Genomic DNA, 13394 nt, shown 5'->3' on the forward strand with positions numbered 1-13394 from the left:
CCAAAGACAAAACAATAACCAATTTTTTTATTTCATATGATTTACTTTACTCGAAAAGTAACCTTTTCAATAGGGCTGATTTTCTTGTGTACCTGGTTGAATTCGGTGTTTGCGCAAGACCGAATTCAGGTCAGTGGACGGGTGCTGGATGCCCAGGATCAGAAACCACTCACTGGCGTAACAATTACACAGAAAGGTACCAGTAATGCGGTCTCCAGTAACGGAGATGGGCGTTTTCAAATTTCAGCTGTTCAAGGTAGTATTCTTCAATTTAGTTTTGTTGGCTACGACAATAAAGAATTGCCGGCTAATAGTACAATGACTGTTCAGCTGAACGCATCGACCAATGTACTTGAAGACGTTATTGTGATCGGTTATGGTGCCGTAAAACGGAAAGATGTAACCACCGCAATTTCTTCGGTATCGACTAAGGATTTGGAAAAGAGACCGGTAGTAAGTCTGGGACAGGCCATACAAGGGAAGGCAGCAGGAGTATCTGTGATCCAACCCAATGGAGCCCCCGGTGGTGAGATGTCAATTAAAGTCCGGGGTACAACCTCATTTAATGGTTCAAATGACCCACTTTATGTTGTCGATGGATTACCTGTTGAGGACATCAAATTTTTATCACCAAGTGATATTACGGACATTCAGATTTTAAAGGATGCTTCTTCTGCAGCTATTTATGGGTCGCGCGGAGCAAATGGTGTTATTCTTGTTACTACAAAATCCGGAAAAGCTGGGGAAGCTAAAATTACCTTAGGCGCACAAGGTACAGCAAATGTGGTTAATAATACGGTAAAAGTCTTAAATACCGCTGAATACAAGGAGTTGATGGATGAGACAGGCTATGTTAAGCTGCCTGAAGGGCTTACTGACCAAACAGACTGGTTTAAGGAAACCTATAAAACCGGAGTTCAACAGAATTACCAGTTATCAATCTCCGATGGTAACGAGAAATTACGCTATTATTTGGGTGGGGGCTATCTGACAGAGAAAGGCACACTGCAGGGTTCATTCTTTAGACGTTATAACTTCAAAGCGAATATAGATAATCAAGTAAAAAGATGGATGAAGGTTAATGCCAATTTATCTTATGCGGATTACAATACCAACGGGATTATCTCGGGCAATGGATCTAATCGTGGCGGAGTGGTTACTTCGATCATTAATACGCCAACTTATGCGCCAATATGGGATCGTCTGTTTCCTGATCGGTACAATACCAATTTCAATGGGCTAAATATAAACAGCCCTTTAGAAAATCTCGAACGAACCAAGAATAACAATAATCGGGAGAATAGATTATTGGCAACAGGAAGTGTATTGATATCTTTTATGCCCAATTTAACCTGGAAGTCCTCTTTTTCAATGGACAGACGATCGGGTGTACTGACTACGTTTTTAGATCCCTGGATTACGCAACAGGGTAGAAATCAATTTGGAGAGGCATCTGACGCTCGCAACACAAACACGGTATTGACTTGGGATAATGTGCTGACTTACAGCAGAAGTTTTGGAAAACATAGCTTGGAGGCAATGGCAGGGTCATCCTGGACAGATTCCAAATACTCCAATAGTTATATTTATGGTTCCAATTATGCTAATGGTATCATACAGACGCTCAATGCGGCAAACAAGATTTCATGGAATGGAACTGGGTCGGGGGCATCCAATTGGGCCATCCTATCCTATTTTGCCCGTGCGATGTACAATTACGATGGAAAATATCTTGTAACAGCAAATATGCGTGCGGATGGATCATCAAAATTAAGCCCTTCTGGTCGATGGGGATATTTCCCTTCGGTATCGGCAGCCTGGCGTTTATCTGCCGAGGATTTTATGAAGGACGTGGATTGGATCAATGACTTTAAAATACGCGGGGGATGGGGCCAGACCGGGAATCAATCCGGATTGGGGGACTATTCTTATCTTTCATTCAATGTGATTCAGCGTTTACCTTGGTTTGAAGACAAATATCAATATTCTCCGCCAAATATTGGGAATTCGACCACCTTGCGAGCGACAGATTTAAAATGGGAAACAACGACCCAAGCGAACGTGGGGATTGATTTTTCTACATTAAATAATCGATTGAACCTGACTTTAGATTACTACCATAAAAAAACAACAGATATGTTGATGGAAGTGAGCTTGCCTACAGGGTCTTCTTCGGCTAGCACAATTAAACGGAATGAGGGCGAGATGACCAATAAAGGATTTGAGATTGGGATCAACTCCAAGAATCTCACAGGCGATTTTACATGGAATACGGATTTCAATATCTCGTTTAATAAGAACCGTCTGGATAAGCTTGTTTTTACAAAAATCTACAATGATGCGGTTACAAATAATCTAGTCAATGCAACAGTCGTTAGAAATGAACCTGGAAGGCCTTTAGGTGGATTTTATGGTTATATCTCCGATGGTGTAAATCCGGAGACGGGTGAATTGATCTATAGAGATCTGAATGGTGACGGTAAAACTTCTCCCTCTGATCTCACTTATATCGGAGACCCCAATCCAAAATTTGTGTACGGATTGACAAATAGTTTTTCTTGGAAAAATTTTGACTTAAGTATATTTCTGCAGGGCACTTACGGTAATGATATTTTCAATGCGAGCAGAATGGAAACGGAGGGGATGTATGATGGTCGTAACCAAACGACAGTTGTACTCGATCGCTGGCGTGTTCCCGGACAGATTACACATGTGCCCAAAGCAGGTTTTGATATCAAAAATTCATCTTATTTTGTGGAAGATGGAAGCTATTTGCGTGTGAAAAATATTTCATTGGGTTATTCTATCGCACCTGAACGTTTGAAAAAGATTGGAATTCAGAAGATTCAGCCTTATTTTTCAGCAAGCAACCTATTTACGCTAACTAAATATTCAGGCATGGATCCGGAGGTAAACCAGTGGGGGAACTCGGGAAGAGTACAAGGTCTCGATTGGGGGACATATCCACAAAATAGATCTTTTGTACTTGGTGTAAATGTTGAATTTTAATTGAATTGTGATGAAAAAAACAAATATTAAATACGTTTTACCTTTGTTCATAACAGGCTTGTTGCTGGCATCTTGCTCGCTAAATCGTGATCCTCTGGACAGCTATACAGATGTGAGTCAAGGTAAAACTGAAAATGGAACACAAATCGTCTTTAAGAACAGAAGCGAGGTTGATAATTTTCTTTCCGGGATATACCAACAGATGCGAGATCGGCAAGAGCATTGGTACCTTGATTTATTGCTGATTGGCGATTCGCATGCTGACAATGCGTACGCAGGAACAACAGGTGCGGAAGTTGTACCATTTGAGAATAATTCCATTGAGGGATCCAATTCGGTTGTTGATCGAGATTGGGCACGTTATCTGGAAGATATTGCGCGGGCCAACCGTTTAATAATCAATGTCGATAGTGTTGCGGATAAATCGATTAGTGACGCTGACATCAAAGTCTACAAGGCGCAGGGTAAAATCTTTCGGGCGCTGGCGATGTTTGATATGGTGCGCATATTCGGATCCATTCCAGTAATTACAACACAAGGAAAAGATATTACCGCGGAAAATATCGAAGCGGTATACCCAGAGTATTTCCCCAAGCAAGCAACTGAAGAGGAAGCGCATAAACAGATTGAGAAGGATCTTTTGGAAGCCCTAGTTGATGCCCCGGTCAATAACAATGCAAATAAAACTTTGTTTACAAAGTCTGTAGCCCGAGCTATGTTGGTAAAGCTATATGCTGAGAAACCGCTTAGAGATTATAATAAAGTGATTCAGTATGCAGATGCATTGGCTGGAGATGGATTTGATTTGAACCCTAATTATGGAGATTTATATGAAGTGAACGCGGCCAAGACCGATTTAGCACAACGAAATACAAAAGAATCAATTTTAGAGGCGCAGTTTATGCCTGGGTCTGGAAACTGGGCGACTTGGATGTTTGGTCGCGACCTATCCAATTACGACAATGCATTTACCTGGGCCAAATGGGTCACACCATCGCGTGATTTGATACAGGCATATACGAATGAGGCAGACCAAATTCGGATGGAGCAAGCGATTGTTTACTATACAACAACCTGGAGCAACTACTACCCTTCGAGCCACTATCCTTTTATGTTTAAATTGCGTTCGGGCATGAGCAGTATCGTCAAGCTACGGTATGCCGATATTTTATTGCTAAAGGCTGAAGCCATGATTCAATTGGGGTCAAATCTTTCCGGTGCAGCTGACATTATTGATAAGATCCGTACACGTGTAAAATTGCCCAAATTACCTGCGGGAATTCGGTCGAATAAAGATGCTTTATTGGAAGCATATCTGAAAGAACGTCGTCTGGAATTAGCCTTCGAGGGGCAGCGTTGGTTTGATCTAGTTCGTTTGGATAAGGTGGAAACTGTCATGAATGCGGTGTATGCGAAGGACTCAGGAAGAAAGGCACAGGTATATCCGTTTACAAAGAATTCCTACCGTCTGCCGATTCCACAGCCTAAAATTGACCAGAATCCTAACTTAGTTCAGAATCCAGGATACTAATTATTTTAATTTTTTATGAAACGTAATAATAACACTATGATATATACATTCTTGTTGTCCTGTTTGATCACGGCAACATCTTGTAACCGTGATAGCTTCACACCCTCACAAGGTGATGATATCAAAAAATCTGGCGATGTCACTATTGTGATGACGAATACAAACCGGGCCTATGATCTGACAAAAAAATATGTCGATTTTAGTACAAAGTTTAATATGTCGCCCAACACAATTACCTTAAATCCTGCTCAGAAGTTTCAGACAATGGACGGATTTGGTGCGGCTATTACTGGTTCTACCTGTTATAATCTAATGAAAATGAGTAAGGAGGATCGGACGAAATTTCTTACAGAAACTTTCTCCGATAAGGACGGTATGGGTATGAGCTATATTCGTATTGCTATCGGATGTTCAGATTTTTCATTGAGCGAGTATACGTGTTGGGACAAAGAAGGAAAGGAAAATTTTGGATTGCAGTCCGAAGAAACACAATATGTCATTCCCGTGTTGAAAGAAATACTGGCCATCAATCCAAACGTCAAAATCATGGGTTCACCATGGACTCCGCCAAAATGGATGAAGGTCAATAATCTGACAGATTTAAAACCTTTCGATTCTTGGACTAGCGGTCAGTTAAATCCAAAATACTATCAGGATTATGGTTGGTATTTTGTACAATGGCTTCAAGCAATGAAGAAGGAGGGCATTAATATTTATTCAATTACTGTTCAAAATGAACCATTGAATCGAAAAAATTCAGCTTCAATGTACATGTCATGGCAAGAGCAACAAGCATTTATTAAACAATCTCTTGGTCCACAGCTCAAGGCTGCAAGTATTGCGACAAAGATCTACGCATTTGACCATAACTATAATTACGATAATATGGCCGATCAGGAAGATTACCCTATTAAAATCTATAATGACGCCGGAGCGGCTTCCTTTATTGCTGGAGCGGCTTATCACAACTATGGGGGAGATAAAGCCGAGCTAATTGATATTCATAATCAACGTCCGGATAAGGAGCTGGTCTTTACAGAGACATCGATCGGCGAATGGAATGACGGGCGTAACCTTAATAAGCGTTTGATGGAAGATATGCGCGAAGTAGCGTTGGGAACGGTCAATAACTGGAGCAAGGGAGTTATTGTTTGGAATTTGATGTTGGATACTGATAAGGGGCCGAATCGTGAAGGTGGTTGTCAAACCTGTTATGGTGCTGTCGATATTAGCAAATCAAATTATAAGAGCATCACGCGCAATTCGCATTATTATATTGTAGGACATCTGTCATCTGTAGTTAAATCCGGAGCGACACGAATTGGCGCTACAGGATATACAGCAGAAGGGCTGGTTTATAGTGCCTTTCAAAATACAGATGGTACCTACGCTATGGTGTTGTTAAATGAATCGAATGATAACCGGAAAATTACGCTGGCAGATGGTAAAAATCATTTTAGCTACGAGGTGCCCGCAAATTCAGTCGTCTCTTATCGTTGGAAAAACTAAATAACGGGATTATGAAAAGATATCTCATCAATATACTATTGGGGACAATAGTTATGGTAAGTTCTTGTAAAAAGGATGAAAAATATGTCTATCAAATTGGTGATCCCAAAATTGAATTGAAATCAGCTATTTCTGCTGCTCATTTTGGGGATAGTATCATATTTAATATTCGTGTATCGGATAGTGAAGTCGCGTTATCAACACTGAAAGCTCAATTATATTTTACGGATGACAAGGTTGCCGAGGTGACAATTCGCACAAAGGAGAATGGCGACTATAGCGGAAAAATTTACGTCCCTTTTTTGAAAGACATTCCAGACGGGAAAGCTACGATTAAGTTTGTTTTGCAGAATATTAGTCAGAAAAAAACCGAACAATCCTTTGATATAGACTTAAGCCGTCCGGATTTTCCTTATCTCACTTTGGTTACCGAATCAAAGTCCTATCGGATGGAGAAAACAGGTCGAAATCAATATGCGGCCAAAGAGAATTTCCCCTTTTCTGTAAAAGGATATATTCAAGCGCCAAAGGTTGGTGAGCAGGGAAATAGCATGAATTTTGGATGGGTCAATAATGCCGTTACGCTCGGATCCACATTGGATATTCCTTTCTCAAATTCGACCTCTGGTGTGTATAGTATCGCATTGAATACGTTGACTTATCAAGCATCACCATTTATTGTCGCTTATGCAATCGATGGGACAGTATTTAGTCGTGTTGATGATACACATTTCAAGGCGGAACTGAATATGATCAAGGGTAATGCGGTCACGGTAGATGGTATCGAGGATCTAAAAGATTGGTGGATTGACCCCGATTTCTTCAGCCAATCAGCTGACGGGGCCATTACTTTTAATGGTGTTAACGGAAAATACCGGATTACAGCTGACTTCGCATTGAAGTACTTTGTCGTTGAAGCAATGGCCGGAAATGATCTTGCCAAATTGCAGGAAGATGGAACTGGAGCCGTGTGGATTATTGGAGAAGGTGTTGGAAAACCCAAAGTATCCAGTAATCAGGTGGGCTGGAATACTGATAAAGCACTTTGTTTAGCACCATTGGGTAATAAAAAGTACCAAATTACATTAAAGGCCGCCGAGTCTATCAACACCGATAATATCAATTTTAAGTTTTTCCATCAGAAAGGCTGGGGTGGAGAATTTGGCGGTGCGGATGTGACAACGTCGAACGATCTGATTTTTATTGGTGATGGTAAAAATGGGCGTGATTCCGGAAACCTGGGTGTCAAAACAGGTAAAACCTTGGAAGCTGGAAAAACCTATTTATTCACGCTGGATTTAACTGCCGGTAATAAAAAAGCAGTGCTTACAGTTGTACCAAAATAATCTGTTTTTTGATTTTTCAGTCCCCAGGTAAAACCTTACCTGGGGACTTTATTGTTCCTATTGAATTTGTTTAATCAAGGATTCATTTATATATTTGCCGAACTCACAAGATGAAAGCTAGACAGTTCATATGGATTTTATTGCCTTTGATGCTCCTCCAGAGCTTCTCAACAGTATGGCTGTGGTCCATTTTTGAGCTCAATCGAGATTACATTGCACGCTACGAATGTATCAACCGTTTCAATGAGAACGCCCTTTCATGTAGAGGACAATGTATCCTAATGAAAAAAATGCGTGAACACGAAGAAAAGGAGCAAAAGAACCTTGAATCACGTATTATCGATGTCGTTTTTATCAATAACTCCCAGAATTTTGACTTTAAGGTCTCTTCTTTATTTCAAGAAGATGTAGCGGAACGCTCGTTCCCTGAATACAACGAAAATTATTCTTACAGACCTATTTTTACCATTTTCCATCCTCCATTAGTTTAAATCCATTTTAAGGAATCATCATGAGTTTTTTGTTGTTCACGTAGAGCGACAAATAGTTTCTCGTGGTCACCTCATCCTGTTTAAGGAATAGTTTATTCCGATAAAACTATCATGATTTATTCAATCTTATAAGGAAATGAATAACTGAGCAAAGCGAGCCTATGAATGCCGCTGAAAACATATGCTCGATGAATAAATCTGATCGCTTCGTCACAACTGAATAAAAAATTAAACGGATGAAAACTTTATTTGAACAGGTTATCGGCGTTTTAGATGTCGGGTTCCAGTTAATTTAGAAGATTCTACGAATAGGATATGTATTGTTATTCCCTTTTTGTAGGGCATACCTTTCTATTGTCATTTTGTTGTCTTCTAACTATGCTTTGCCCTATACTAAGATTAGCCTCCTGTTAACTAAGCTAAGATGGTATTTTTATGAAGGTAAGTATATTGATAAAAACAATAGTTTTTTATGTTGCTATAACATGCGTATTTCTCGAGTCATGTACAAAGGGAAAAACAAATTATGAAGCCGAAAGAGGAGAAGTGGTGGAAGAAGGTGTTGAATTTAAAGAGGTTACAAACTTTGTAAGCACTCGTTACACGATTAGCATCGAGGCGTTGAATGGCGTATTGTATCGCGGTTATAATGATATCCGCGTGAGAATCAAGAACACGCAAACGAATACTCCTGTGGAAGTGTCCAGCGTTACATTTTTGCCAATTCAGACTGCTGTTTCAGGAGAGAAAAGATCATGTCCAAATCAGTATAATTTCAGTTATAAATCGGACGATAAGTATTTCTCGGGGTATACCGTTTTTACCAGCGAAAGTGGTGCGGAGGGCAGTTGGGAAATCAATGTCAATTTTACAGTTGGCAGTCAAAATTTCTCTGTGATAAAAGAAGTATTGGTCCGACAACAAACCAATAAAAATCTGAATATGACTATGTTCACAGGGAAAGATGATGAGCAATATGTCATAGCATTGGTCTCTCCAAAGAAACCTAGTGTTGCTGAAAATAAATTGATCGCTGGTATCTATAAATTGAATAAGCCACTTGATTCTTCATCGAAGGGCATCGCTGATCAATTGCAGTTTTCCTATTCGCAAGTCGATCGTTATATACTGAAGTTAGACCCACGTATGCCTGAACCATCTATGGGCAATCACTCGTCTCCTAATAATAAAGATTTGATACAGGAAGCGGATGGTTTATATCACGGTATTGTGAATTATACAATGACCGGCAACTGGACGTTAAATTTCATTTTGTTGAATCCAGATGGAAAAGTAATCCGTGGTACCGAGGTGCCAAAGGATTTTACACCGGGGGTAGAGGGCCGTAAAAGTGAGTTGTACCTTGATATCCTATTCTAAGAGTTATGAAGAAACTAAGTATTATTCTTTTTATTCTTTCTCTTGGATTGAAAGTACATGGGCAAAGCATCTCCGTAAAAAGAGATACAACGAGACGTTTGGGGGAAGTCAATGTTGAAGCGGCGATCAAGCGAAAGATTGAAAGTGACATGAAAATGGCCGTCTCGGTCGATGAATTTTTGGCTTCATCAGACAATATCAGCTTTATCAAACGTGGGGCCTACGCATGGGAACCCTTACTGAATAACATGAGTACTGAGCGTTCCACAATCACAATTGATGGTATGCATATTTTTGGTGCCTGCACAGATAAGATGGACCCTATAACTTCCTACGTGGAAACGAACAACCTTTCTTCCATTGATATTAAATCTGGGCAAGAAGGGAATATGCATGGCGCGACAGTGGCTGGAAGTATTGATCTCAAAAGGAGAAGTACGCCTTTTGGTCTGCAACAAAAAGTAGGCGGTGCGTATCAGACAGGTTTTGAGTTTAACAATAAACAAGCGTTTAACCTTGGAAATCTATTCTATTCAACCGACAACTTCGTTGCTGATGGTAGTATTGCCTTTCGTAAAGCCGGTAATTATTATGACGGAAACAACAAGGAAGTACTACACTCGCAATATAATAAACTGAATGCATCATTGGGTCTAGCCTATAAGACAAGTCCACTTTCTGCCATCAGGGTTGATGCGATATTTGATCGGGCAAAAGATGTTGGCTTTCCGGCTTTACCAATGGATCTATGGTTATCACGGGCGATTATTACATCAGCATCCTATAAACAATTGTTTGAGGAAGGGTTGGTAAAAGTGTGGGATACCAAAGTTTATTTCAATGCCGTGGAGCACTATATGGATGATACGACACGGCCGGAGAATTTGGTACATATGGATATGCCCGGATGGAGTACAACCTATGGATTGGTGTCAAAAATAAATTTAAAGAAAGACCGATATTCTTCAGAAGTACAGCTAAATGCTTATGATAATCTTTCAATAGCGGAAATGCGGATGTACCCACAGGATCGATCCAAACAGACCATGTTTGCCTATAGTTGGCCTTGGGTAACAACCCGTTTTGCGAGTATTGCAATGAATAATTCCTGGGAGATTTCAGATCGGAGTAAAGTGAACTTGGGTGGATCGTTGGGCTGGAACTATAATTATTCTAAATATGTGGAGTTTAACTGGATTTTTCATCCGGGAGCACCGCAAAAAAAGAATAGATGGCTTCCAGGACTACATGCCAGTTACGAGTTAAACTTAAATCAGTTTGATATTTCTGTCGGAACAGGGTTTGGACATCGTGCACCTTCCGTTTCCGAAGCCTATGGCTATTATATCTACAATAGCTTTGATCGCTACGATTACATCGGAAACCCTGATCTCAAAAATGAGATTTCTTATGAGGTTAACGCCAGTGTTGGCTTCAAAACGGAAAAGCTAAGTATATCCGCAAAAGTGAACTACTTCTACATCGACAATTATATCATCGGACGGATTTTGAGTTTAGGGAGTCCAATGAATTATCAATCCGTTGGTGTGAAGGGTTATACATCTTTAAAGTATGGGACGCTGTTTAATACAGCGATGAGCATAGATTATAAAGTCCTGGATAACCTGCATTGGAAAGCGGTGATAACCTACGCCAGAGGTAAGGACGACGAAGAGGGGAATCTACCTTTTATACGCCCGTTGAGCTATCAGACATCCCTGCATTATAACTATAAACGAATAGGCTTGCGGACGTCATTAAATGGAGATTTTACACAGACAAATTATAGCCCAGCCTATGGTGAAGATCAAACCGCTTCCTACAAAATATGGAATTTATCTGCCGATTATAGTTTCAGCCTCGGCAAGTTTAAACCTGTCTTTCAGGTTGGCGCCGAGAACCTGTTGAATGAATATTATAGTACCTATGCGGATTGGGGAAATATTCCACGAATGGGACGGAATATTTTTACCTCCCTAAAAGTCAATTTCTAAAAAAAATCAATCACATTTAAATAATACATACAATGAAAAAATTAACGAACTATCTAATTTTATCTGCTGCTTCATTAATAATGATTTCCTGTAGCAAAAACGATAACAACCCCGTGGCAAATAATATCAGCTTACATTTTAACAATACATTTAAAAATAACACCATTGTCCTTGGAGGAGCTGCATCTACTGATGCTACCGTTAATACATCAGAAAAGGATCAGGTACACCACCTCTCAGAACTTAAGTACGTTGTCAGTAATATTCGACTTGTTAAAACAGATGGAACCGAAATTCCTTACAATGTAAATGACCTGGATAAGGGGGCTACTGTGGTTAACCAAAGCAAGCAAGCGAGTTTGGATTATGTATTGACTAATATACCTGTAGGGGAGTATCGTCAGCTCAAATTTGGATTAGGGGTAAAGCAAGAAATCAATACATTGGATCAGGTCAGATTTCCGGTATTTTATGCTGCAGCGGGAGCTAATGATACCGACATGATGTGGCAATGGGCAACAGGGTATCGATTTACGAAGATCGAAGGGTTTTATGGTGGTGAAAATAATGCATTTCAGGTCCACACCGGAAGTACGCTGAATGGAGAAGGAGGTAAACCTGAAACATATACGCAGGGCGTGGATGCTTATCGCGATATCACGTTGGATCTAACGACGACTGCTGTTGTGGGAAACAATGCACCTAAAATCACGATCAAAGCTGATTTTGATAAACTCTTAAGTGGAAAAACAAAAGTAATCATAACCTCGAAAAATGCAACAACACCGAGCCTACATAGCAGCATGGCAGCCATGGAAGTGTTTGTAAACAATATTGGGGGGGATGATAAAGAGGATAAAAGCGGCATGTTTTCTGTGGAGCGTGTCGAAAATAATTAAAGGAAACATAAATTGATAGCAGGGCCATCAGGAACTTAGGCATATACAGATTGGAGTGTCTGTGCTGTTCCAATGATGGCCCTGTCTTAACATAATGTCTAACAGACCCTTTGTTGGTTAATAGGGAACTATGGCGGTATAACACCCCGATTCTTATTTGCAAATCATTTATTCTAATGAAAACAGTAATCTGCGTTTTAAGTGTTTTGTTGATTATGCTATCCTGCAGTAAAAGGGATGTAAACGAATCAATCAAGGAGGATAACCCTGAAATTTTTCTGGAGATACCAGCTGAATTTCCAGCGCTAAATGGCTCCGTAGCACAAAATAGACCTACAAAATATGGTGTTGAATTGGGCGAGAAATTATTCCATGAAAAGAGGTTCAGCGGAAATAATACGATTTCCTGTGCGAGTTGTCACAATCCCAGTCTAGCTTTTTCAGATGGAAAGCAACAGGCTGTCGGAATTTATGAACGGGTGGGACTTCGTAATACCCCGGCAATTCAGAATATGGCATTTATGAAGTTTTATAATTGGGATGGAAATATCCTGCAATTGGAAAAACAACCTCTCGTTCCGATTATAACACATGAAGAAATGAACTCTTCTATTCTTGAGGTGATCGGTAAAATTGCTGTTGATACCGATTATAAAAAATTATTTCAAAAAGCATTTGGCGATGCAAGCATAACGGCTGATCGAATTTATCGCAGTATTGCACAATACGAGTATACATTGATCTCTGCCAATAGCAAATATGATCGTGTAAAAAGAAATGAAGGGGAGCGATTTACAGTGGAAGAGGAGAGAGGGTATACTACTTTCAAAAGTAAATGTGCAAGTTGTCATAGTACAGCCCTATTTACTGATCAAAGCTTTAGGAATGTCGGGTTTCCATTGAATCCAAATCCAGAGGAAGTCGGCCGTGGCCGGGTCACTGGGCGTATTGAGGATCAGATGGCATTTCGTGTTCCGTCGTTAAGAAATGCTATGTATACCGCTCCTTATGGGAGTTTTGGTCAATTTCCAACTTTAAGAGCTGTCTTGGATTATTTCGATAAAGGGGTGTTAGCAGCGGAAAATCTCGATCCTATTCTTAAAGAAAATGGTAATCGAATTCCATTATCAGAACAGGAAAAGCAGGATATTATCGCTTTTATAGAAACATTAAGTGATCCAACATTTATTGGGAAGTAAATACAACATACTCCGAGCGATGTTTATACAGATAGT

9 protein-coding genes are annotated in these 13394 nt (G+C 40.0%); all 9 read left to right on the plus strand.

The genetic code is table 11. The features are described from left to right. Positions 1-36 precede the first annotated feature (36 nt). The gene (locus ABFX33_RS25380; protein ID WP_346089058.1) at positions 37-3009 is read left to right on the plus strand and encodes a SusC/RagA family TonB-linked outer membrane protein; all 2973 of its coding nucleotides are present in this window, start codon (positions 37-39) and stop codon (positions 3007-3009) included. 10 nt (positions 3010-3019) lie between these two features. Further along, positions 3020-4540, plus strand: a complete 1521-nt coding sequence (locus ABFX33_RS25385; protein WP_346089060.1) for a RagB/SusD family nutrient uptake outer membrane protein — start codon at positions 3020-3022, stop codon at positions 4538-4540. A 36-nt stretch (positions 4541-4576) separates the two neighbouring features. After that, entirely contained in the window at positions 4577-6049 is a 1473-nt protein-coding gene (locus ABFX33_RS25390) for an endo-1,6-beta-glucanase (RefSeq protein WP_346089062.1), read from the plus strand. An 11-nt stretch (positions 6050-6060) separates the two neighbouring features. Next, a complete protein-coding gene (locus tag ABFX33_RS25395) occupies positions 6061-7395 on the plus strand; it encodes a DUF5125 domain-containing protein (protein WP_346089064.1) in 1335 nt (444 codons plus the stop codon). A gap of 110 nt (positions 7396-7505) precedes the next feature. Beyond that, the gene (locus ABFX33_RS25400) at positions 7506-7886 is read left to right on the plus strand and encodes a hypothetical protein (protein WP_120261872.1); all 381 of its coding nucleotides are present in this window, start codon (positions 7506-7508) and stop codon (positions 7884-7886) included. A gap of 435 nt (positions 7887-8321) precedes the next feature. Further along, positions 8322-9266 carry a hypothetical protein gene (locus tag ABFX33_RS25405; protein ID WP_346089066.1) on the plus strand — a complete coding sequence of 315 codons (945 nt, stop codon included), beginning with the start codon at positions 8322-8324 and terminating at the stop codon, positions 9264-9266. Positions 9267-9271: 5 nt separating this feature from the next. Then, a complete protein-coding gene (locus tag ABFX33_RS25410) occupies positions 9272-11260 on the plus strand; it encodes a TonB-dependent receptor plug domain-containing protein (RefSeq protein ID WP_346089068.1) in 1989 nt (662 codons plus the stop codon). 32 nt (positions 11261-11292) lie between these two features. Further along, positions 11293-12159, plus strand: a complete 867-nt coding sequence (locus tag ABFX33_RS25415) for an MbnP family protein (RefSeq protein ID WP_346089070.1) — start codon at positions 11293-11295, stop codon at positions 12157-12159. Between the two features lie 176 nt (positions 12160-12335). After that, positions 12336-13358, plus strand: coding sequence for a cytochrome-c peroxidase (locus ABFX33_RS25420; RefSeq protein ID WP_346089071.1), 1023 nt, complete (start codon positions 12336-12338; stop codon positions 13356-13358). Positions 13359-13394 lie beyond the last annotated feature (36 nt).

It is taken from the genome of Sphingobacterium ginsenosidimutans (genome assembly GCF_039536865.1).
In the GTDB taxonomy this organism is placed as follows: domain Bacteria; phylum Bacteroidota; class Bacteroidia; order Sphingobacteriales; family Sphingobacteriaceae; genus Sphingobacterium; species Sphingobacterium detergens.